The sequence below is a fragment of the Psychrobacter sp. M9-54-1 genome (genome assembly GCF_016613355.1).
Lineage (GTDB): Bacteria > Pseudomonadota > Gammaproteobacteria > Pseudomonadales > Moraxellaceae > Psychrobacter > Psychrobacter faecalis.
Window position 1 is genome coordinate 80,479 of the sequence record NZ_JADGFW010000016.1, and the last position, 23,458, is coordinate 103,936.

Annotated in this window: 17 protein-coding genes; 13 read left to right on the forward strand and 4 right to left on the reverse strand. The window is 41.8% G+C overall.

Annotated elements, in window-relative coordinates:
- Positions 1 to 2: 2 nt before the first annotated feature.
- From IQ457_RS07355 to IQ457_RS07365, 3 genes are read right to left on the reverse strand one after another with little or no spacing between them, the layout of a single operon-like run.
- On the reverse strand, positions 3 to 2,345 hold the full coding sequence (locus IQ457_RS07355; protein ID WP_200662659.1) for a hypothetical protein: 2,343 nt from the start codon (positions 2,343 to 2,345) through the stop codon (positions 3 to 5).
- Positions 2,346 to 2,358: 13 nt separating this feature from the next.
- A complete protein-coding gene (locus tag IQ457_RS07360) occupies positions 2,359 to 2,922 on the reverse strand; it encodes a hypothetical protein (RefSeq protein ID WP_200662660.1) in 564 nt (187 codons plus the stop codon).
- A complete protein-coding gene (locus IQ457_RS07365) occupies positions 2,903 to 5,803 on the reverse strand; it encodes a contractile injection system protein, VgrG/Pvc8 family (RefSeq protein ID WP_200662661.1) in 2,901 nt (966 codons plus the stop codon). Before IQ457_RS07365 ends, IQ457_RS07360 begins: the two co-directional genes overlap by 20 nt.
- Before the next feature lie 223 nt (positions 5,804 to 6,026).
- On the opposite strand from IQ457_RS07365, the gene IQ457_RS07370 reads away from it, so the two are divergent.
- The 13 genes from IQ457_RS07370 (at position 6,027) to IQ457_RS07430 (ending at position 23,168) form a co-directional block, all read left to right on the forward strand.
- The gene (locus IQ457_RS07370; RefSeq protein ID WP_200662662.1) at positions 6,027 to 6,497 is read left to right on the forward strand and encodes a hypothetical protein; all 471 of its coding nucleotides are present in this window, start codon (positions 6,027 to 6,029) and stop codon (positions 6,495 to 6,497) included.
- Between the two features lie 22 nt (positions 6,498 to 6,519).
- Positions 6,520 to 7,284 (forward strand): hypothetical protein, encoded by a 765-nt coding sequence (locus tag IQ457_RS07375; protein ID WP_200662663.1) that lies wholly within the window; start codon positions 6,520 to 6,522, stop codon positions 7,282 to 7,284.
- Between the two features lie 59 nt (positions 7,285 to 7,343).
- Entirely contained in the window at positions 7,344 to 7,853 is a 510-nt protein-coding gene (tssB, locus tag IQ457_RS07380) for a type VI secretion system contractile sheath small subunit (RefSeq protein WP_200662664.1), read from the forward strand.
- Positions 7,854 to 7,856: 3 nt separating this feature from the next.
- Complete coding sequence (gene tssC / locus IQ457_RS07385) at positions 7,857 to 9,338, forward strand: type VI secretion system contractile sheath large subunit (RefSeq protein ID WP_200662665.1); 1,482 nt, start codon at positions 7,857 to 7,859, stop codon at positions 9,336 to 9,338.
- A 53-nt stretch (positions 9,339 to 9,391) separates the two neighbouring features.
- A complete protein-coding gene (locus IQ457_RS07390) occupies positions 9,392 to 9,895 on the forward strand; it encodes an Hcp family type VI secretion system effector (protein ID WP_025651832.1) in 504 nt (167 codons plus the stop codon).
- 103 nt (positions 9,896 to 9,998) lie between these two features.
- Complete coding sequence (tssE, locus tag IQ457_RS07395; protein WP_200662666.1) at positions 9,999 to 10,490, forward strand: type VI secretion system baseplate subunit TssE; 492 nt, start codon at positions 9,999 to 10,001, stop codon at positions 10,488 to 10,490.
- Between the two features lie 77 nt (positions 10,491 to 10,567).
- A complete protein-coding gene (gene tssF / locus IQ457_RS07400; RefSeq protein WP_200662667.1) occupies positions 10,568 to 12,391 on the forward strand; it encodes a type VI secretion system baseplate subunit TssF in 1,824 nt (607 codons plus the stop codon).
- Entirely contained in the window at positions 12,355 to 13,395 is a 1,041-nt protein-coding gene (gene tssG / locus IQ457_RS07405) for a type VI secretion system baseplate subunit TssG (RefSeq protein ID WP_200662668.1), read from the forward strand. The genes tssF and tssG overlap by 37 nt, the downstream gene beginning before the upstream one ends.
- 147 nt (positions 13,396 to 13,542) lie before the next feature.
- Positions 13,543 to 16,452, forward strand: a complete 2,910-nt coding sequence (gene tssH / locus IQ457_RS07410) for a type VI secretion system ATPase TssH (protein WP_200662669.1) — start codon at positions 13,543 to 13,545, stop codon at positions 16,450 to 16,452.
- Positions 16,452 to 17,606, forward strand: a complete 1,155-nt coding sequence (gene tssA, locus IQ457_RS07415; RefSeq protein WP_200662670.1) for a type VI secretion system protein TssA — start codon at positions 16,452 to 16,454, stop codon at positions 17,604 to 17,606. The genes tssH and tssA overlap by 1 nt, the downstream gene beginning before the upstream one ends.
- A 112-nt stretch (positions 17,607 to 17,718) precedes the next feature.
- Positions 17,719 to 20,604 carry a contractile injection system protein, VgrG/Pvc8 family gene (locus IQ457_RS07420; protein WP_200662671.1) on the forward strand — a complete coding sequence of 962 codons (2,886 nt, stop codon included), beginning with the start codon at positions 17,719 to 17,721 and terminating at the stop codon, positions 20,602 to 20,604.
- A 2-nt stretch (positions 20,605 to 20,606) separates the two neighbouring features.
- Positions 20,607 to 22,403, forward strand: a complete 1,797-nt coding sequence (locus tag IQ457_RS07425; protein WP_200662672.1) for a hypothetical protein — start codon at positions 20,607 to 20,609, stop codon at positions 22,401 to 22,403.
- A gap of 15 nt (positions 22,404 to 22,418) precedes the next feature.
- On the forward strand, positions 22,419 to 23,168 hold the full coding sequence (locus tag IQ457_RS07430; protein ID WP_200662673.1) for a hypothetical protein: 750 nt from the start codon (positions 22,419 to 22,421) through the stop codon (positions 23,166 to 23,168).
- A 43-nt stretch (positions 23,169 to 23,211) separates the two neighbouring features.
- Here IQ457_RS07430 and IQ457_RS07435 read toward each other — a convergent pair.
- Positions 23,212 to 23,458: DDE-type integrase/transposase/recombinase (locus tag IQ457_RS07435; RefSeq protein ID WP_342343310.1), on the reverse strand; the 247-nt coding region annotated here is incomplete at its 5' end.

Below are 23,458 nucleotides of genomic sequence, written 5' to 3' on the forward strand. Positions count from 1 at the left end.
ATTTATTGAGGAATTTCTAGATGAAAAGCTGGTTCAGCTTTGTCTCTAAGAGGAGATATAAAGCTTGAAAGCTTACCTTGATTTAAAGCTAAGTCACAAATCTCTTGAAATTTTCGTTTTTGTGCATTGGAAGTGAATCCATTGCTATTAACACCCAAATCGATAATATTCTTTTTAGCATAGGTTTCAAAACTAACACAATGTTTGGAGACTCTTATACCTTTTTTGTCGTACTCTAAAATCTTAGATACCATGTTGTTAATAGTCTTAGTTTTACCCAATCCTTTCTTTATACCATTTTGACAAATACGAGTTACTTCCGCTCCTGGCGCAGCATATCTAATAACTCTACCGTTAGCAATGTTGTTGTACATCGCTCTTGCTTGTTCTTCAGGTGTTCTTAAAGTACTGGTTATATATATTGTTTTCATTCCGTACTGAGAAGCAAGCTCACGTAAAATATTTTTAGATTTTTCTGTGACTACATTGGTTCTTTTTGTTTTAAATTTAACTTCAATATTTGGTGTCTCAGGCTTCTTAGCCTTATAAACATAAGGAATATCATTCCGATCAGTACTTGCTGTAATGACATCTTTTTCAACATCCTTACCGTCTTCATACACCAGTACGGTTATATCAATACCTACTAGCGAATCATGTATTCTACCTCTAGTACCATCTTTTCCTGTCACAGATGTATTCTTACCATATTTAGTAGACTGAGTAATATATGAAAGCCCTGATAGTGGCTTATTCGTTGCTTCATCAACGAACTTTATGGTGATTTTAGCCTCATCTGAGGCAACCTCAAGCGTCGGCCCTGTCTCTGTCTTTTTTTCAACTTCTGTTACCTTCGGCTTTTCTACTTTGATAACAGGGTTTTGCTCTGTTTGAGGTTTTGGCTTGTCCTCTTGTTTACTGGTCTCTGGAGTAGTCGATGCTTCTTGACTCAAGGTATCGCTGATATCTTCTTCGGTGATGTCTGTGCCTATGATCATAGTCCATTGTTTAGAGCCATAGGTAACAATGGCGGTTGTTTGAGCTCTATCTTGTCCATCGATAACGGTAAGCTTTTGACCAGCAAGGGCTTGTATAGTGCTAATACCTTGACGGTTGGCTCTTTTTATAGCAGAGTGTCTGCCACGATATAGGGTTTTAAACTCGTAATGGGGTATGGGTTGATTGTTGTTGTCGACAAATTTGATGCTAAAAGAAACGACAGGGACTTTGAGTACTTTAGTCTGTCCGTTTAAGTCACCTGTGACCGGGAATGCCATTCTGTAAATAGATTGTTTTTTACCATCGTCATCATCAAGGTAGACGCTGATAGATTGGCTAACATCAGCTGTTATACCTGATTCGATACCTGAGCTATCGGTTTTATGGGGTTTGATATTGTTCTTGTACTCGAGATGGTAGGTTGTATTGGGTAATGGCTTACCTGTGTCGCCTTCTACTAGTTTTATGTTGAAGGTGACTTCGTCTAATGAATTATTAGTTCTTGTAGTTTGCTCTTTGTCTTTAGCACCCTGACTATTTTCCGATTGACTTGAATTAGTAGCAGGTGAAGTTGGCGCAATAGTTGTATGAGGTATAGTTGTCGTATTAAACTTACATTCATAATCCCTTAGTGTGACCTTTTTAGGCTTACCATCAGCAATTATATTAGTCTTGCATGATGTTTCACCAACAAAAAATTCAATAGTTGATTTTTTTCTAGCATGTATATCAGGTATTTCACCTTTATTATTAGTTGTATACTCTTTTACAAAATATTTGCCTAGTCTATCTGTTACTTTAATAGTTATCTTTTCACCCGATATTGGACTATTTACTATATTTAGAAGTGAAATTTTGATAGTGGATCCATCACCCTTATAACGATACCAATTGAAGTCGTCTTTATTAGTACCGTCAATATAAACTCTTTCTAGCTGACTAAAATCCCAAGGTGGTCTTTCCTTATATTTTCTTGGATTTTTCTTATGTAATGCTGTTTGTGCTTTCGGACTATAGTATAAGCTTATCATACCTGTTTCATCTGGAATTTTTTGGTTGTATATAGGCTCTACAAGCTCAATGATTCTTTTGCTTAGATTGTCAAGTTTTCCAGAACTCATAGCGCTATAGACAACTTTGTAATTAGGGCTACTCGATCTATCAGTATAAGCATCGTAACCTGAATATTTTATAACTTCAAAAGCATTTGTACGTGATGTCCATTCACGAAACCCAATACGTGTAATTATTGATCTAGCTACAGTCCTAATTGCTTCATCGCTTGAACCTCCTGCTTCACCTGCAATAGTACTACAATATATTTTAAACTCTTCTTTATAGGACATTGACATATTTCCTTTACTTACTAAAAATACAAGGATTGGCGAACCTGAATTTTTTATTAGAACCAGTTTTCTGTTTTACATTTATGACTAACATGTCATTGTCGAAGTAGCTATTATTACTATAAAACCAAATTGGTATTGCAGAAACATATGCATTATCATCCAACTTTAAGATTACCTTAGACTTATTTGAAAAAACTGTTCTTGCTGTAAATCTTTTATTCTTAAGGTTATATTCTATTAGGCAATGTCCTCTATGAGCGACAAGTCTATCAGTCCAGTCTTCTAAACCTTTATTATTAATAAATACATTGTTGTTACATGGGTTTCCACAGCTATAGATAATTTGATATAAATCATTATCAACTTTTTTAATTCGATGTATACCTGGCTTGTCATCAAATATTTCAATCTTATCAAAATGTTGTGAATAGATAGCGCAATCACTATCTAAGCAGCTACTATAAAGAGAAAAAGTTTTGGTTGCATTTAAGTTAGAGTCCGTAGCATTACTTTCTAAAATTAGAAAAGTAGAAAAAAAGATCATTAAAAGGTATTTAGCAGCAGTCATTTTCATTGTCATCGTCTTCAATTTCATCTTCATATTCTAAGTCCTCACATTCTAATGCAATAGCATCAATAAGCTCTAACTCAATCTTTTCAGCCTTATCACCAAACACTCTTAATGTCTGACCATCTTCATCAAGCTTACCTTCAATTTCTGTACCTCTTGTATGATTAATAAGCTTATAGCTGATACCTTGGTCTATTAAATCTTGAGGAATAAGCTTTTTTAAATCAAACGCTTTACTAAACAATCCCGAGGTCGGTAAAGCAACCACTGGCGCATTCACTTTAGCCCCACTCACCAAACCCTTCTTCACCGCTTTTATCTTAATCACCCCCGGACACACAAGCTTAATTCCACCGTCATCGATTGTGATTGAAGCCCCACTTGACGTTTGCAGCTTAATACGCTTCGGACTCGACACATTCACCTGACCCGACTCACTACCAATCGTCATCGACTGCTGACTATGCAATTGCAGCTCACCACCTTGTGACTGTATGGCTACAGGTTTGGTATTGGCGCTGATATGTAACCCTGATAGATCGGCTTGACCACCAATCCCAGAGAGGGAGTCAATCGTATTTGCCATCAGCGTATAATTACCTGCCACCACATCCGACTGCGTGCTACCTGACTGCCTGACGATAGTCTTTGCCGTCCATAGTGTATTATTTGCAGATGCGAGGACACTGTCTTTACTGACTAGCAATACATCAGGTGCGCCAAGCACTTCCGTATTTAGCGTCTCATCGATCACTTGCGCACTGGTTTTAAAGGCTTCTATCGTTTGGTTGGTATCGCTAAGTTTTGCCGTAGTTTGCAAGTGTGCTTGCTTGGCTTCTTTGAAAGTCTCACTTAGCTCAGTCCCCATTTTTAACTGGCGTTGTCCTGCATCATTGACCCAAGCAGACTCGTGCTCGCTTTGACTATGTCTGACACCAAAGGTGGAGAGCAGTACGCCTGTGTCGCCAGTGATTTGCAAACCATGGTCGGTGGCTAGATTAATCCCTTGGCCACTGTCTGTTGATTGATGATTGCTAAAGCGATGACGCAGTATGCCAAGCTCAAGTACGTGCTCATCAGGGGCAAAGGTGGTGCTAGAAGTGATGGTTGGTGTTTCAGCATTGGCACGTGCGCCAGTATTGACGGTCCACTGTAGACCAACTTTATGTGGCGTGTCATCGAAACTTAGGCTCACCTCAGAGTCAGACGTCAGCCCATATTGCGCAATACCGGATATCCAACCACTGTGATTATCATCCTCTTGAATTTGTGAATGACCCAAACCACCACCATGCCAACGAGGAGAAGATCCGCCTTGCAAGTTATGGCGATTAGACCGCCCTGCATTCAAACAAGTGATATCTTTGTCATCCACATCGCCCATACCGATACCGTCATAAAACGATCTGCTAATTACAGGACTGTCTATATCGCCATACCAGTAATTAAGGAGTACCGACTGTCCAAGTCTTGGCGCAAACTGCCAACCATGACTGCTACCGGATGACAGTTGCAGTGCGCGCAGGGGCGAGGTAGTGCCGTCATCATGAGGGCTGATACCTGACCAGACAGGCGTAGTAATGGTTTGCTGTAAACCATTGTCAGTAACGTGTGATTCATAACTTGGCGTGGTAGTGTCACCAGTCCGTGCTTGGGTGAGACCTGTATAGCTATTGCTTACTAACGATAAGCTGCTGGGATAAGGGGTGTAAGGGATGGTCGCACGTAAAAGGGTTGCAGATGCCCACATGCCAGTTTCAAATAAAATCTCATAACCGTGCTCAGGAATACTGATGAAACAATGCCGGGTAACCTTACGTAGCCAATCTTGAATAAAAGTGCGATGGTTATAAGAGACGCTATCACTGTCCGGCTCGATACCCATCACATGAGATTCTAAACAATAAGCAGACAGACCACCTATCGCAGGTAAGTGACTTATACTCACCAGAGATCCCGTATACACTCCTCGCATAGCACCCGTAGCTCGGTAAGTTTCGCGCTGACAATTATTAGCAGCAACCCATTGAGCCGCGAGCTGCGCTGCTGCTTCATCGCTATTAATACGAGAGGGCGAGCCAAATAATACAGTGCTGTCCTCTAATGCTAAGGGCGACTCATCAGAAGCTTGACCTTCATAAATAATATCCGCCTCCAATCCATCAGCTTTTACCTGAACAGTAGCACTACCTAATTGTTTGACACTCATTTGTAGCGTATTAATCGTATCTTGTCCCGACTGGATAGAAGACTGGGCATAACGATAGTGCGTCCCTGACTGCTCAAGCGCATCTAAACGACTGGTCAAATACCAAGTACCGAGATTGTCTACCGAATCACCCGGCTGCCAGACGGCAAAAGCCCCAATATCCGTCAATATACCTTTTATAAAGTCCCAGTCACTCAGGTTAAATTGAGTGCGCATCGGAAGCGAAGCGTGCAAGCGCTCTGAGGCCAATAGCGCATCAGAAACCTGCCAATCAAAGTCATAATCCGTAAGAATGCTAGTGATAATACTAAGCGTAGACTGCTGTATGAATGTACGACTATGTATTGATTGGGTCAATTGCCAATCAGGCGTGACAATATCTAACGTATAAAAATGCAAGCTACCATCGGAGTGCTGATAGTGAATTGCCTGAATAACACCTGTACGGTAGGTTATGCCTGAATCAGCCAAGAAACTAGACAAGCAAACAGATGTATTTAATAGAGATAAACATTCGTTTGAATTTATAAAGGTGTAGCTATAAGCCAGTAACTGATTGGGTAATGTCTCATTAATAGCACTTGACCATGAGAAGGCGATCAAACTAAAAGTAGGTGCATCTCCAAAGTCTTTGTTTATAGATATTTCGTGGGTATTATTAGTCTTGGGAGGCATAGGTGATATTCCGATAACTGCATAAATACTACGCAGCCGGTCGCTTAAGGTAAGCACTGCTAAATTATTTGCTAAGAAAATTATAGAGTTTATTGAAATATTGTCAAGTATCTGTATAATCAGCTCAAATATAATTATGAAAAAGATAAACTTTAGTTAAAATTTATCAATTTTATTGCTGGTTTTTTCTTATTTTTGCGTTCTTATTGATGGCACTTCGCTTATGAATAATATCTATGCTACTAAGCTTTCTACTATAAGTTTATTGTCTATTGTGTTGAGCACTGGGGTGTTAATAACAGGTTGTAGTATCGGTGCCAAAAAAACATCACAACCTAGTACATCACAGCCGCTGATCGCTAAAAAACTTCAGCCGCCATCATGGTCTTATTTGCCAGACGTCATTGCAGTAGGTGATGAGAGTCAACTAACGGCTGCGCAATGGATGCTCATTGCACAAAAAAACTACCAAGCACAAAAATATGCGCGCTCATTGCGAGCAGCCAGCAAAGCTTTAGAGTTTGATGTGCAGTCGGTAGAAGCGCGTCAGCTAGCGATGTTGTCTGCTGTCAAAATCACTGAGACTAATATTGATAGTTATCAAGATGATGTGACGCTGAGTAGTAGTGATAAAAGGGACCTGAAAACAACTTTAGAAAATTTGACAACATTACTAAATACGTCAGATGAGTAGAGTTGGATAGTAGAGTACGTCAATGAATCAAAAAATTTGGTCTGCGGTGAGTAATCTTATGATAGGTAATGTCAGTAAAGTGACAAAATCGGCTATTGCTGGTTTTATTATTGTGTGTTCAACGATGAGTGCCGCCCATAGTGAGCTTTCAATTCAAGAAAGAGAGCCGGAATCTAGTATTGCCAATCAATATGCGGCACTCAAAAATGCAGACGAAAAATCTGAGCCGCTACATCAGCTGATTGCAGAATTGAACCGAAGAGTTACGATCAATCCTACCGATTCCTTAGCGTGGGAGCTGTTGGCTCAGATTTACTATAACAATGGTTATCATGCTAATGCTGTCTATGCCGCCAGTGAAGCTGTTGAAAAAGGTTATAGTACGCCGACCTTAAAAAGAATCCTGCTAAACAGCAGTGCTATCGTGGCTCAAAATCAGCTCAAAGAGCATTACTTAGCGACTGATGTAAACGAGGATTTTATAAAAGAGTATCAGAACGCTCTTAGTAAGATATACGGCTCAATATATAACTTTAACTATGATGAGTCTTTACCAAAACCTCCTGCGCCCATTGTAAGACCGAAAGCGCGTCAAATGAAAAACACATCAAGTTCACGCTACCGTGCGCCTGTACCGAAAAAAGTAAAAACAACTGCTAAGAAAAAGACAGTAGTACAGAAACCACGAGTTGCACCAAAAATGCCACCCGCTAAACAACCGATCAAAAGCTTGCCCTCTAATAGAGGCAAATCAAGTACCACCGATCCATTCAAGATCTTACGTTAAAACAGATGCGTTTTATTCGTTGTGATAAAACCAGAATAGCAATTGCTTAGGTGACTTATATGGCCAATCAAGACAGTGTACAAAAGAAACTCGCAAAAGTACGTGCGCCTCGGGTGCATCTGACTTATGACGTTGAAGTGGGCGACTCGATAGAGACGAAAGAGATTCCTTTTGTGGTGGGAGTATTAGGGGAGTTCTCTGGTGACTCTGTACTTGAACAACCGCGTCTAAAGGATAAAAAGTTTGTCGAAGTGGACTTGGATACCTTTGATGAGGTGATGTCAGGTTTAGCACCGCGTGCGACGTTTCGGGTTAGTAATGACTTGAGTGATAAAGGAGGCGAGTTTGCCGTTGATTTGGCATTCAATCGCATTGATGACTTTCGTCCAGAAGCGGTAGCCGCGCAAATTGAGCCATTGAAGCAGTTGGTACAAGCACGTGATCGACTGGCTGATTTGCGCAATAAAATTTCAGCCAACGAAAAGTTGGAGGATTTATTGGACGAGGTACTTAAAAATACTGAGCAAGTCAGAAAAATGGCCGAACAAAATCTAAGCGATGGGGAATAAGGTATGAGCGCTCAAGCCCAGTATGGTTCAGATGTTATAGAAGAAAGCTATGACTTACTCGAAGACATCGTAAGTAAGAGTAACATTGCTAAATCCGATGATGAAAAAAACCGTGCCAAGTCACAAATTGCAGAGCTTGCTAATGAGGTGATGCAAGGAACGGTAACTTTATCAGATAATTTGGCAGCATCGATTGATGCGCGTATTGCCCAAATTGATGCGCTGATATCGAAGCAATTGACAACGGTTATGCACGCGCCTGAATTTCAAAAACTAGAGTCTAGCTGGCGTGGTCTGCATTATTTATGCAGTCAGACACCTTCTGAATCTATGCTAAAAATACGCATGCTCAATACCACCAAGCGTGAACTGACAAAAGATTTCCAGTCGTCAATCGACTTTGATCAAAGTACGCTGTTCAAAAAGATATATGAAGAAGAATTTGGTAGCTTTGGTGGCGAACCGTATGCCGCTATTGTCGGTGACTTTGAGTTTACGCGCCAAAATGCTGACATGTATTTACTCGAACAACTGTCTCACGTAGCAGCTGCTGCGCATGCGCCATTTGTATCAGCGGCTTCAGCTGAGATGTTTGGGCTTGAGTCCTTTACAGATATTGGCCGCCCTCGTGATTTATCAAAGATATTTGAAACGGCGGAATATATACGCTGGCGTGCTTTTAGGCAGTCTGAAGATGCGCGCTATGTAGCGCTTACGGTTCCTAGATTTTTAGGCCGTCTACCTTATAACCCTAAAGATGGCACAGTGGTCGAAGGTTTTAACTTCACTGAGGAAGTCTCTGGTAATGATCATAATGATTATTTATGGGTCAATGCCGCCTATGCTTTCGCGTCAAGACTGACCTCCGCTTTCTCAGATTATCGCTGGTGCGCTGCCATTCGCGGTGTCGAAGGAGGTGGGTTGGTTGAAGGCTTGCCTGTGCATACCTTTAAAACCGATGAAGGTGACTTGGCGCTCAAATGCCCAACGGAGATATCTATTACCGATCGCCGTGAAAAAGAATTAAGTGATTTAGGATTTATACCGTTAGTGCATTGCAAAAACACCAACTATGCTGCCTTTTTCGGTGCGCAGTCTGTACAAAAAGCCAAGACTTATCAGAATGATGATGCCAATGCCAATGCGGTGTTGTCCACTCAGTTGCAGTACATTATGGCGGTCTCACGCATTGCTCACTACTTAAAAGCCATGATGCGTGACAAAGTTGGTAGTTTTTTAGCGCCTGGTAATGTTGAGTCGTTTTTAAATGACTGGATTTCACGTTACGTCTTGTTAGATGACGGTGCCTCTCAAGAAGCAAAAGCCCAGTATCCGCTGCGCGAAGCTTCTGTACAAGTTGTAGAAGTACCGGGTAAGCCTGGTGTCTACAAGTCCGTGGTCTTTTTGAGACCACACTTTCAACTTGACGAATTGTCTGTTTCTTTGCGACTGGTTACTCAACTGCCGCAGTCTAGCAACAGCTGATCGTTTTTTAAAATCCGACGTTAATATTAAACTTCTCAAACAAGGTATGTGATATGAAAGATATTTATATTCAGTTCCGTGGCAAATATAAAATTGATGGCGAGTCTCGTGATAGCGAGCATAAAGGTTGGCTTGAAGTGAATACTTGGGATCATTTGATCCGTCAGCCAAAGTCAGCGACAGCTAGTAGCGTTGGTGGTCATACTTCTGAGCGCTGCGAACACGCTGATATGACCTTTATGAAAGATTTGGATTCGACCAGTCCTAAGTTATGGGAAGCATGTTCTGCTGGCTATACTTTTGATGAAATTCAAATTGATTTTTATCGTGCCAACGGTGATAAACGAGTTAAGTATCTTGAAGTGAAGCTGAAGCATGCACTTATTGCAAGTGTTGAGCCTACGGTACGTTCAGAAGGTGTGCCAATCGAAAAAGTCGGTATTAAGTATGCGGCGGTCGAGTGGACGTACACTCAGCAGGATATCGATGGTACTGCTAAAGGCGCAGTGACTAAGAAGTGGTCACTTGCCAATAATACTGCTACTTATACCGCTTAGTTTAGGTGGTTTTAGGTGTTATCTATTTATCTATCTTGCCAAAAAGAAAGGTTTATATTTAGGCCTTTCTTTTTTATTTATTCAATTAGGAACGATGGTATCAATGAATTACGCTGCTAAGGCCTCTAATAAAGAAATGGGTTTTCGCCCAAACTTGTTTGAACAGCTGTTTGATGATCAGCCTCGGCATTTAGCGCATGAGCTCGTGGTTCGCAGGCTTAATATTGATGAATTGAAATCGTCTGTCGCCCACGATTTGGAATCTTTATTAAATACCCGCTGTGTGGTGTCAAGTAGGCTGCAAGCCTATCAACACGTGCGCTCGTCGATATTAAACTTTGGTATATTGGACTTCGTTGGATTAAGCAGTGCTAATCCTGTTGATTGTGATTATATCTGTCGTCAAATTGCGCAAACGGTTGAGCAGCAAGATACTCGATTAAAAAACGTTCGAGTCTCATTAGATATTGGCGCGGTCGATGTCAATCAGCTATGTTTTTCTATTGAAGCTTTACTAAAAGTTTATCCAGCGCAAGAGTTAGTCAGTTTCGATGCGTTCTTTGAGCCAAGCTCTCAGCGTTACTTAATAAAATAATTATTATTTATTTAATGCAATCATCACTATTACCGCTCAATCTATGTCGTTGGCAGCGAGCAATATACTGAGGCATCATGGACAGTTTACTTCCTTACTTTGAGCATGAGCTTAGCCTGTTTAATAAACAGTCAAAAGAATTTGCCAAGAAATATCCCAAAATAGCCAATCGGCTATTGATGGGGCACGATACGGTAGATGATCCACATATTGAGCGCCTTATTCAGTCTTTTTCGTTGATTAGCGCGCGCATCAATAAAAAACTGGATGACTCCTACGCTGACTTTACCGAATCCTTATTAGAAGTGGTTTATCCTGATTACCTCAAACCTTTTCCATCAGTTTCTATCGCGCAGTTTAATTTAGGCGTACAGGGCAATGCGATGGGTGAAGCGGTTTTAGTTCCTAAACAAAGCCCATTTGCCACACAAAAAATAAACGGGACGCCGTGTCAGTTCCAGTCAACTCAAGATGTGACTTTACTGCCGCTGCAAATAGATAATGTCAGTTTTGAGACTCATCAAGAAGTGTACGACAATCAGCATGGACTACTGAACGGTTGTATTAGTATTAAATTTAAAGCTCTTAATCCGAGCTTCGATTATCAAGCGTTATTAAATCATTCGCTAGACTTGTATATCGATGAAGATGCCAGTCAAGGTACAAGCCTTTGGGACTTGCTTTGGTGTGATGTGAGACAAACCCATCTGCAGGGCAAGCAGGTCAACAAGATAAAGGGCAGTCCGTTTGAGGTGATAGGTTTCGACCCTGAGCAGCAAATCCTGCCCAGTCATCGAGTGAGTAATGCCGCCTCTGCTTTATTAAAGGAATACTTTTATTTTCCTGAAAAATTCAATTTTTTACGTCTAAATCTTGGCAAGGTTTGCCCTGATTTAAAGATCGATAGCAATGGCTTTGAGATGCGCTGTTATTTTAAATTTGATAAAAAAAACACCATCCGGCTAAAAAATCTGCAGCAACTGAGTGCCAGCAGCATCAAGCTGTTTTGCACACCCGTCGTCAACTTATTCAATGCAGCCGCCAAACCTATTCAAGTCACTCATCGTTCTATCTATTATGATTTGGTGCCCGATACCCGTGCACTGTTTCAGCATGAAATCTATGAAGTTAATAGAGTTATAGAATCCAAACAGAGTGACAATCGTTTAATACAGCGTGAATACCATCCATTTTATGCACTCAATCACTATGAACAGCAAGATGACGGTCGTTATTACCATATCAAACGTGATAAGGATATGGCTGAGTTTAAGCAGGGTTTTGAATATCAGATTATGTTTGTGGAAAAAAACCGTGAAGATTTATCCGGCGCGGTGAGCATGAGTGCGTCTTTATTATGTACCAATAGAGACTTGCCCGCCCAAGTGGTGTTCGGTCAAAGCCGCGGCGATTTGTTTAGCGAAGGGATGACAGGTTTTAGCAGTTTGTCGTTATTAAAGCAACCGACCAGAACGGCACGGTTTGAATATACAGGCGAGGAGCGTTGGCGCTTGATATCGCTTATTAGTCTAAACTTTTTATCATTGGCTGCTCAAGATGCGGAGCTAATGAAAGAGTATCTGTCGCTCTATGATATTACCCAATCCGCTTCTAATAAACTATTGGTTGAAGGTGTTGTCTCTGTTGCGACCAGTATCAAAGCGCGACGTATTCAGCGTTTGCCGCAACCTGGGTTCGTACGCGGTACGGTGATTGATATTCAAATTAACCAAAAGAATTTTGCTGGGGTCAGTATCCGCCAGTTTGCCCATTTACTGGCGCATGTTTTTGGCTATCACGCCAGTTTAAATAGCTTTGTTGAAGTGTCCATAAGCGACGCTGTTACAAAAGAGGAGATATATAGATGTCAGCCACGCAGTGGTCTCAGTCCTCTTATTTAACCGATCTAATCGCTGCGCCGCAATCTTATGAGCTATTGCAAGCGCTGCGTTTAATTGAGCTCGAAGTCAGTATGGGGTATGCGCCTATTGAAGTGCGCTACCGAGCTTCTTTGTCACTGGCGTATCCGCAGGCTGAAATTGAGTCGATGGCGCTCATCGCTCAAGAGAATATGGAAGGCGGTGCTAGTTCAGTAAAGGATGGTCGAGTAAAAGCCAGTTCACTAAATGCTAGGCAGATAGAGGTTTATCCAGCAGTTATCGGACTCACAGGCCCATTGTCAGCCTTGCCATCGATGTATACCGATCATCTGGCATCGCGAGTCAATCATGTAAAAGATAAAGCAGCACCGGCATTTTTAGATTTGTTTAATCATCGTTTAACCGATTTGTATGTGCAAGCGAGTTGGTTTTATAACTTACCATTACAGTATGAGATAAATAATAAAAAGGACAGTTATCTACTGAGCTTGCGAGCGCTTGCGCGACAGCCGAAGAAGCTCACAGCAATCGATAGCTTGATTGCCTATGCTGGCATGATTGCCCCAGGGCGTCTGACTGCCGATCAGTTGTCGCATGTGTTGTCGTATTTTTTGGATAGTACAGTCAGTGTCGAGCAGTTCGTGCCTGAATGGTTTGATCTGCCCGCAAGTGAGCGAACATCGCTTGGTGGGCAGCACGCTGCCCTTGGATTGTCTGCATTTTGCGGTGCGCGTGTCGTACAGTTTGATAGCAAAATTAGAATTATCTTTCACCAGTTAGATGCCAAGCGTTATTTAAGACTGTTACCAGCGGGAGATATGTATCACGTCATTATTGATTTTATTCGCAAATGGTGCGGTGTGAGCTTGGCAGTTGAGATGCAATTGGAGTTAGATAAACAACATATCACCCCTTTGTCATTATCTGAAAATCAGTTTGGTGGATTAGGGCAAGGCGGATTTTTGGTGTCGCAGCCTGCGGCGAAGCATCATGATGACACGCGTTATGCGTTGCCTATTCAGTAAATATTTTATTACCTATGGATAGGTTGCTTGTCTATTTATCAGCAATCCTAAGTTTTATATAGGTAGGTTTTACCTATTGTGAAGAGCCATAAATTAGTTTTACAAAAATGATATGCAGTTTATTAAAAATGCCAAAGGAAAAGGTTTATGAGCCAGTTAAAAGCTGTAATTACCCGCTTGAGTCCAAGTTGCCGACAGTGTTTGCAGCAGGCTGCTAGGCTTTGTATCAATAACGGGTATCGTGAGGTTGATACCGTCCATCTGCTGCATGAACTGATTGCTGCGCCGCAAAATGATGTGGCTCAAATACTCAAAGTAAATAAAATCAATCAGCAGACGTTGCTAGCCGACATAACTGATTTGCTAAATACCTTTGGTGAGGCTACAGGCTCAACGCCAGTGTTTAGTCAGGGTCTAATGGCCTTGTTAGAAGATGCTTGGGAGCTTGCTAGTAGCCAATATAATAAAAATGATAATAACAACTCTCTAGAAATCCGCTCTGGGCATATATTATTGGTACTATTGGCGTATGAGCGTTATCAGCCATTACTTAAAATCCTTCCTGTGCAGCTCCAGTATATAGATCGTTTTACCCTAAAAGATGATTATGAACGTCAATGTCTTGGCAGTACCGAAGGTAGTGGCTCAGCTAACGTTAATATAAGCATGACTAATAAAAGCGCTGATGTGGATGGCTATGCAGAAAGTCATGAATCTTTACACGCAGCTCAAGCAAACGTCAAGCCAACCCCTGCATTAGATAAATACACCTATGATTTAACGGCTAAAGCTGATGCCGAGCAAATAGATCCAGTCATTGGGCGCGAGTTTGAGATTCATCAGCTGATCGATATTTTGATTCGTCGCCGTCAAAACAACCCTATTTTGACGGGTGAAGCTGGCGTAGGTAAGACAGCGGTAGTTGAGGGATTGGCGCAAAAAATAGTCGGCGGTCAAGTGCCTGATCAGCTCAAGGACGTGACGATACGCAGTCTCGATATGGGCTTATTGCAAGCAGGAGCAAGTGTCAAAGGCGAGTTTGAAAACCGTCTAAAGCAAGTCATCGAAGAAGTGCAAGCGTCGCTACAGCCGATTATTCTGTTTATCGATGAAGCGCACACCTTGATTGGTGCTGGTGGGCAAGCGGGTCAGAACGACGCAGCTAATTTATTAAAGCCTGCACTAGCTCGTGGTGAGCTTAGAACCATTGCCGCGACGACGTGGTCAGAGTACAAAAAATACTTCGAAAAAGATGCGGCATTGTCACGTCGCTTTCAAGTCGTCAAAGTCGACGAGCCTGATATCGATACGGCAGTGGCAATGATTCGTGGATTGAGTGTCAAGATGCAGGAGCATTTTGGCATATTGATAGATGATGACGCGCTGCAAGCGGCGGTTGAGTTATCCGCACGTTATATCAGTGACCGACAGCTACCCGATAAAGCCGTTAGCGTATTAGATACAGCAGCGGCTCGGGTGAGCTTATCAAAAACCGCCATACCCAATCAGCTTGATAGGCTACAAGCCAAAGGCGTGCAACTAGAGCAGCATATTAATAATCTTAGTCAGCAGCTTGAACGTATCGGTGGCATTGACGAAAAAGAAAAGATTAGCCAAAAAATTGCTGTGATTGATGAGCAGCGTCAGTCTAATAAACAAAGCATTGCCGATATGACAGCCCGCTGGCACGAACAACGTCAGCTTAATGACCAGCTTGATGTAATCAATCAGCAATTGAACGGAAAAGCAGATGACGCTGATGCACTTAGTGCAAAAGAGCGCTTAGACAAACAAGCTGAGTATCAAAGTATCGAGCAGTCGTTAAAACAAATACAAGAGACACATCGCCTAATCCATCCTGTATTAGATCGTCAGGTTATCAAACAGATCATCTCAGATTGGACTGGTATCCCACTGAACGATATGGCAGGTAATGAAAAAGACCATATCCTAAATTTGGCTGATACTTTGCAAGTACGTGTCATCGGCCAAGATCATTCTGTGGCTGCTATCGTTAAGCGGATTCATACCGCTAAAGCGCGCCTAGATGATCCAAACCGACCGCAAGGGGTATTTATGCTCGTCGGGCCAAGTGGCGTGGGCAAAACGGAAACCGCATTGGCGCTATCTGATGTACTGTATGGCGGTGAGCGTAATCTTATCACCATCAATCTGTCAGAGTATCAAGAAGCCCATAGTGTTGCCTCCTTAAAAGGTTCGCCACCAGGCTATGTTGGCTATGGTGAAGGTGGCGTATTGACAGAAGCTATTCGCCGTCGTCCCTATAGCGTGCTCTTACTTGATGAAGTCGAAAAAGCCCATCCAGATGTACTCGATTTGTTTTATCAGGTCTTTGATAAAGGGGTAATGGAAGACAGTGAAGGGCGTTTAATTGATTTTAAAAACACCCTTATTTTATTGACCAGTAATGTTGGTTCATCACAGATTATGCAGGCATGTATCAATACTGACCCTAGCATTACGGAATTTAGCCTGCCAGACAGTGATCACCTAAAACAAGTTATTAATCCGCATTTGTACAAAGCCTTTAAGCCTGCATTTTTAGGTCGTTTAACTGTTATTCCTTATTATCCATTGACGGATGATGCGCTCGCAGAAATCATTCGGCTTAAGCTGGATAAAATTACTGGCCGTATTCGTGATAATTACGACGTCCCTTGCGTCATTGAGCCTGAAGTGATTGAGCTGATTTTATCACGCTGTCATGAGGTTGATTCTGGTGCCCGTAACGCCGATGCCATCATAAGTCACACCTTGCTACCGCAGCTGGCAGGTCAGCTACTGGATCATGATGACAGTCAAAGTGTGCTAAAGAAAATTACCGTATTCGTCGATGCGGATGATAATTTTGCTTATCGTCTGGATACCGATGCCGTCGTACCACTGAATAAAATGGCGCAATACAGCGAAGATGAAACTGAAGATCAAGTTGCGAAATTACCAAGCAAACCATTTTTACCTGAAAAGCCTGCCGTTAAAAGACAGCCAGTGAAAAAAACGGTCAGTAAAAAGGCTATTAAGAAGGAGTCATTATAATGGATACTGATAACTTTTTAGCAGCCAATATTGGTACCCTTATCGCGCCTATCGATGGCAGCCATCATGGGGTGGGTGAAGACCTGATGTTTGATCCACGTATCGATGCTATCGTTGCTGCTCGTCAAGAGGATGATCCATTACTGGCGCAAGGAAATTGGGTTACTGAGCTAAAAGTAGCCGATTGGGATTTTGTCAAAAACCAATGTGCCGAGTTACTCAGCGATACCAGTAAAGACATGAAGCTGGCACTTTGGTATGTCGACGCATTGAGTCATACCGATCATTTAGCCGGTATCAGTCAGGGTTTGAGCCTACTGCAGGCACTGAATGATGAATATTGGCTGACCATGTATCCGCCACTAGATGGCGAAGAAGACAGTATGGATATCAGAGCAGGACTACTGTCATGGTTCGTCAAAGCGCTCACTGATGATATCAAACAACTATCACTTGCTGATACGAAGTTAGAAAGCTACGACTATAACTACTACCTAACTGCTCGTGATCATGATAAGCAGCATCAGCAAAACCCCGATAGCGAAACCTCCAATCAACTAACATTAAGTGACTACAACCACGCCATAAAGAACAGTAGTGAAGCTTGGCAAAAAGCACTCATGAGCAATCTTAATAAGGTTACTGAGCAGTGGCAGGACCTGACTGATCAGCTCAATGATCTGATGGGTATGGATGCACCAGTATTTGCGCCAGTCACGGACTTATTAGTTGCCCTGACCCAACATTTGCGACCGTTGATACCAGAGTATGCCGATACTACTAATAGTATTAGTCAAGAGGGCGTAGCCGATACTGTAGGCAGTGAAGGTGATAATGAAAGTACGATGTTGGACGGTAATAAATCATTAGCTAGCACAAAAAATGTCATCTTAACTGATTTTAATCCTAGCAACCGTGATCATCAAAGCAATCGTCGGCAAGCGCTTAAATTGCTGGCTCAAATCCAAGAGTATTTTGCGACCAATGAGCCACACAGTCCAGTGACTTTTTTGCTAGGTCGAGCGATCGATTGGGCGGATATGCCGCTGGACCAATGGCTCACTCATATCATCAAAAATGAAGATCAATTATCCATGATCTCTGACATGGTTGGTATTCAACCGAAACGACAGTCGTCTGACGATAGCTATTGATGATTATTAGAGTTGGATTGACAAGGATATTGGTTAACTAGAAATCTATGCAGGATTTTTAAACTTCTAATATTAAACTTTGCGTCTTTGAACTAATAGAGAAGGGCTTATCATGGTATGGACACAAAAAAATCGGCATCTGCAAATTAGTAGTGCCCATCCTGATATTGCCAGCAGTCTCATTCAACAGGCTGACTTGCTTGAAAGCTTGCTCGGTATGCCATTGCCCGACAGCGTTTGGAGTAAGCCCGCGCTTATGCCAGCGCCTGATGCCTATCCAAGTCCTTATCATCATGACCAACGAGCGCAGTCCTATCAGCAGCGCCAGCTTGCACTGTATTGCGGCTACCGTATTAGTATCACGTTATTGCATCCACGAGTAGGGCTGGATATAAAGGAATGGTTAGGGCAAAGTATCGCCATACACTGGCATACGGGTGACACGCTACTACCAAGCCAAATTCGCCACGGCATTATTACCGAAGCCGTCGCTCTAGGTAGCAACAGTGGCATGGCCGCCTACCGCATTATTTGCGAGCCTGCCCTTAGTCAATTACGCCTATCCAGTCATAATCGCCGCCACCATCATCTCAGTTTAAGTGAGCTTATTAGCCAAATCCTCAGCCCGTATAATATCGACATCGAGCTTGACGAACGCCTTAGCGATGATAGTAATTACCATATTCAGCATAGCGTTCAGTATAATCAAACAGATTTATCTTATCTAATACAATACTTGGCCCTCTACGGTGTCACTGGCTACTACCGTCATGAGAACGATAAGCATACTTTGGTTTTATTGCCACACGACGCTGCAGTCTTACGTCCAGATATAAACGATATTCAAAGTATCTTAAGTCAAAACCCTGCCAATCTCGCCGATAGACAAGACCGTATCACTGCCATTCGTCCACGTATTGCTCAGCATACCCAACGAAGCAACCTATATCGCTATGATAACCGCCTGATGGGTACTTATACAGGCAGTAGCAGTAGCGAGCAACCTATTGACTCATCAAGTAGCACCCATCAGCGCTTTTTGCACAGTCATAGCCATTTTGATGATGAGGGTCTCGATAAGCTCGCTATCCGCTACCAGCAGAACGCGCAGCAGCTTGCCAATCTAGGTAGCTTAACAGGCAATATCCGACACCTGAATCTGCCAAGTGTTCATTACATTGATGGCAATCCTTATGTGACTGAGCCCATAAGCCTAGTCTCCATTCACCATCATATCAATAATCATATTCCAGCAGATTGGTTGGGGACAGCACCCTTTGATCCCATTGCTCTACAGCCCAATGCGAGCCATAATACTGATGACGACAATGATAACAACGTCCATCATATCAATGCCTGCTACCTACCGTTTCCGCATCATCACCATATTCCTTATGGAGAACAGCTTGCTACAATTGGGCAACCGCATCCGGGTCTGACAGGTCTTATGAGCGCCAGTATCATTGATACCGATAGTAACGCCATTACTCATGATCGTAACCACCGTGCCCATATCAGATACCATTGGCAATCAGATGACAGTAATGGAAGTGACAGCGCGCACTGGATACCCATCGCCAGTCACCTCGTCGCCGACCACATGGGACAGACTCATCCTCTACGTCATGGACAGCATGTCCTCATCGACTTCATCGGTGGTGACATCACTCATCCCATTATCATCGGTAGCACCCATAACGGACAAGGTAATTCTGACGCTCAGCACAATAGCATTGCCAGCGATACCGACACGATTGATGCCACCAGTCCAGCATGGTTTATTAATCAAAGCCATGCTTATCCCATAGATGGGATTAAGACTCAAAGCATTGATAGCAGCCGAACAGGCGAGGCGACCAAAGGCAGCCTTGTTAACGGCTATAACCAGCTGATGTTTGACGCCCATCCTGACAGTCCGCAGATTAACGTCTATAGCAGCAGCTATCAAAGTAGTCTAACTATTGGACATCTGTATCAGCACACCGACCATACTCGCGGTCAAGCTCGTGGACAAGGCATCAGCATAGAAACTCAAGCCGCCGCTAATGTGCAAGGTAGTATGGGTATTCATATCAGTAGCCAAGCATCAGATCCCTTATCAAAATCTCATATGAGTCATGACAGTCATAGCAAACTACAAACTGCTGACCAGCATCAACAAGCTTACGCCCAGCTTGCCGAGACTCATCAGCCAGTGGGACTAGAGGGCAGCAATAATAAAAGCAACAGTAAAGAAGACGCACAAACCCCCTTTGCCGAACTTAGTAAAGACACTAACGATAGTACGCTTAGCGAGTCCGGACAATGGCAACAACCTCACCTCTTGATCGACTCCCAGCGTCATCTCGCCATGCTCAGCGGACAGCATAGTCAGCATACCAGTACCCAAAGTACGCATAGCCACGCCACTGATAACACCCATCATCACAGCCAAACCCAAATGAATCAGCTGGTAGCAAGCGATATTCACTACTACAGTAATAAAGCCCAAACCCATACCGCTGCTCATGGTGATGTGACCATACAAGCGCATCAAGCACAAATGCGACTCGATAGTGAGCAAGTGTTGCGTATCCATAGCCGAGATAATATTGAGATTGTCGCGCCTGATACGCTGACGCTAAAAGCGGCAGGTAGTGGTATTGAAATATCAGGTGGTAATGTGACCTTTATTACGCCAAGCCAAGTGGGGTATAAGGCGAGTAAGGTGGATTGGGGCAGTGGGGGTGAGCTTTCGTTAAGTAAGGTTAATCTAATGCAGGCAAAAATATCTGATAGTCTTTTATATACGACACAGTTCACATTATTAGACTCAGATAAAAAACCTCAACCAAATATAAAGTATGTAGCATTTTTAGAAGACGGGGAAGTTGTATCAGGTATTACTAATGCTAGTGGAGAAACTCAACAATTTCAAACCGAAAACCCAGAAGAAATAGCAGTGCATTTTGCTACTGAATTATTGAGTGGGGTTGAAGTTACAAGGTCGGGGGATTAAACGTGGGTGAACAAACTGTAAGCGGTACTTTTAAGCTTGAATATAAGAACTCGAATGGTAGACATGACTTTATTGAGGCACATTATAGAATAGTAGATAAAAGAGGAAGAGTATTAAGAACCGGTAAAACTAATGAAGATGGAAAGACTGAATCAGCCACTATAAAGAAAGGCGAACCAATCTATATAGAGTTAAGAGATTTATCTACAAACACATGGGAGTCTGCAAGTCCTCGAAAAAAAATGGGTTACACACCAACTAAATCAGGACAAAGCGCTACTGTTTTGGTTTCCAACTGCTATTTTCAAGCTAAGCTAATGGCTAACAAATGGGTCAATTTTAAAAAACCTTGGCGTTATGAAGTGGTATTTCAAGGAGACAATAACAAAAAAATCAGATTGAAAGGTACATTAGATAAAGAAGGTAAGACTAAGATTTATGATTCACAAAAGATGCCGATGGCTAAGAATCACGAGTATACAGCAATAGCAAGATTTGAAGAACTGGCTATAAGCAGTCAACCCAATGTTGAAATAGTATTTATTGAACCTATTACAGGCGAAAGGTTTACTGACTCTAAACGCGTTATTCCTATAGGGTCTGATAAAAAATATCGTGAGTTTCAGATTCAACTAACTCCGAGCACTACGAAGGTTTATAGCGAAAAAAGCACCGTTCAACTGCAAGAACAAAAACAACGAAGAACAATCATACTTGATGTAGATATAACAGCGGGAGCAACGTATACGGTAACTCGAGAAGATAACAAAAAATTCTTCGACAATAAATTAGCGGAAACGAAAAAATCTGTTTTTAAAGACGGCACACCGCATACTGTCTATATTCCTAAGAAGTACAATGGGAAAGTACTACTTAAAAAAGGCAGTAAGACTATTGCGACTTTTCCATTAGAAGCCTTAGACCCGAATGATACAAACGCACCAATTATTTTCTGTTTAAGTAATAAGTCTACTAGTATACCAAAACGAAAAGTATCGACAAATGGTATCGATGAAACAGAGCCTATGATGTGGCATTTTCAGACAAAAGAATCACTAGCAGAAGGGCTCTATGAATTCGATGAAAAAAGTAAAGGCTCAACCAATGATCTAAAAAAAATTGCTAATACTGTCTTTGGTTCAATAGCTTTTGATGGCGTTTTACTACCTACAGTTGGGGAAGCGCAAAATGCACTAAAAGCTAACAACAGAAGTTTTATCTATGACGCATTTAGAAAACTCAAAGTCGGTAAAGATAAGCAAGATATATTAAGATTTTACATTAAAAAGTCTAAAACTGGAGCCAATATGATTGTGTTTAAAGGCTACTCTGGGCTTAGAGGTTTTTTAACAGGTACAAGATACGGTATTGATAATATGAAAGTCGGTATGATTGCTTCTGCATCTAGCGTTTATGCAGCGGCAACATCAGTAGGTTTAGGAGCAGCAGCTAAGACGACAGCATCTACAGCAGGCAAAAGTTTAGGCGGTATTGGGTTTGGTATAGTTGCCGCTTTTGAGATTGCGGAATGGCTCACTTCAGATGATCCATTTAACAACTGGTCAGACCTGTGGATAGGACTTGGTAGTAGTGCCATTAAAGCGGTTGTCGCTACAGCAGCAGGATTGGCTATTGGAGCAGGAATCATATTCCTCAGTGCATCAGCGGCTCCAGCTATTGCTGTCATTGCAATAGGCGCTGTTACTGTCATTGGTATCTCATTTGGTCTCGAAGCACTAGATTCAAGGTTTCAAATAACTAACAGAGCCAAAGGTTATATGGATGAGCTTGGCTACTAAATTAGGAGTATTATTTTGAAAAACATACAATGCCAACTACCTGATCCAGTAGTGTTTCCAGAAAAGCTATATATGCATTTTAAAGGGAAAGGTGTTATCCCGATGATTGTAATAATGGCATCTTGGTTTTTAGCATTCGCTCATTATTTAAATGGCATTAGTCAACTATGGACGCTTGTGATATTAGGGGTTTTTTTAATATATGCAGTTATTCCCACTAAATGGTATATGCAGAATATCTATCGTTTTTTTATTGGTTCTTTTATTGGTATTTTTTTTGGTTCATTGTTATTTTATTATATTGGCTGGCTTTTTTTTATAAGTATAGATATTGATATACCAATATCGATGTTAGTGCTAAGTACAATAATTATATACATTTTTGTATTCAGTATAGAGTTATATCAGTTCAGAAATAAAATTAATGTGTATCAACAACTAATAAAAAAAGCAGTTACAAGTGTTGATGATAAAACATCTATTTTCTCATTTGATATATGGATTGCGATTTTGAAGAATTCATCTGTAAACTTGGGCAGTGGAATTTCTATATATATACTTTTTATTTTGACAGTACCTGTACTTATAATAGGTTTCTTCGGTGGCAACCCTCTAATATCTGCAAGAATTATTTTGGACAGTAATCAAGATTTTTTGGCTTACATTGTTATGTGCCTTGTTTCTATTGCCTTAGGCGTTTTTTTAATAACGTTTGCAGTGAGAGAATTGCTTAAAGTAATTGCGCTAATACAGTTAGATGATTGAAGCGTGCCGTCAAATTCATGGACATTACCTTGGGAAGCTTTAGTCACGCATTCTGACAATAAAAGTTAAACCACACCTGTCTTGGCGGTTTATGGCCCAAACCCTTTTGAATTCTCGTTTGGCTGTAGTACTGATTTCCCCTATCAGAGTGAACGATTAGCCCTTTGCTTGGCCGCTTGTTCTTAATCACCATATTGAGTGCACAGCATACCAAATCTGCGGTCATGTGTTTATTAATGGCGTAGCCGACTAGATCCTTGGGTAATCCCCCCAATAAATAAGAACACTTA